Source organism: Streptococcus infantis, assembly GCF_047465525.1.
Classification (GTDB): Bacteria; Bacillota; Bacilli; order Lactobacillales; family Streptococcaceae; genus Streptococcus; species Streptococcus infantis_R.
In genome coordinates this window covers 1-707 of record NZ_JASGZS010000062.1, presented here as the reverse complement: position 1 = coordinate 707, position 707 = coordinate 1, and the positions used below count along the sequence as shown (strand labels likewise).

The 707-nt window shown below is 55.2% G+C and carries 1 protein-coding gene; it reads right to left on the bottom strand.

All coding sequences use genetic code 11. The annotated features are described in order from the left end of the window. Positions 1 to 707: hypothetical protein (locus tag QM374_RS10725; protein ID WP_414311738.1), on the bottom strand; the 707-nt coding region annotated here is incomplete at both ends.

Genomic DNA, 707 nt, shown 5'->3' with positions numbered 1-707 from the left:
GCTGACGTGCTGGCTGATTGACTTGCGCTTGTTGAAGCTGACTGGCTAGCTGACGTGCTGGCTGATTGACTTGCGCTTGTTGAAGCACTTTGGCTTGCAGACGTGCTGGCTGATTGGCTTGCACTGGTCGATGCTGACTGGCTAGCTGATGTGCTGGCTGATTGGCTCGCACTGGTCGATGCTGACTGACTAGCTGAGGTGCTTGCTGATTGACTTGCACTGGTTGAAGCGGACTGGCTAGCTGACGTGCTGGCTGATTGGCTCGCACTGGTTGACGCTGACTCAGAAGCCGATGTGCTTGCTGACTGACTTGCACTGGTTGATGCTGATTCAGAGGCCGATGTACTTGCTGATTGACTTGCACTGGTTGATGCTGACTGGCTAGCTGATGTGCTGGCTGATTGGCTTGCACTGGTCGATGCTGACTGGCTAGCTGATGTGCTGGCTGATTGGCTTGCACTGGTTGACGCTGACTCAGAAGCCGATGTGCTGGCTGATTGGCTTGCACTGGTTGACGCTGACTCAGAAGCCGATGTGCTTGCTGACTGACTTGCACTGGTTGACGCTGACTGGCTTGCCGACGTGCTTGCTGATTGGCTCGCACTGGTTGACGCTGATTCAGATGCACTTGTGCTTGCTGATTGGCTCGCACTTGTCGATGCTGACTGGCTAGCCGACGTGCTTGCTGATTGGCTCGCACTGGTTGA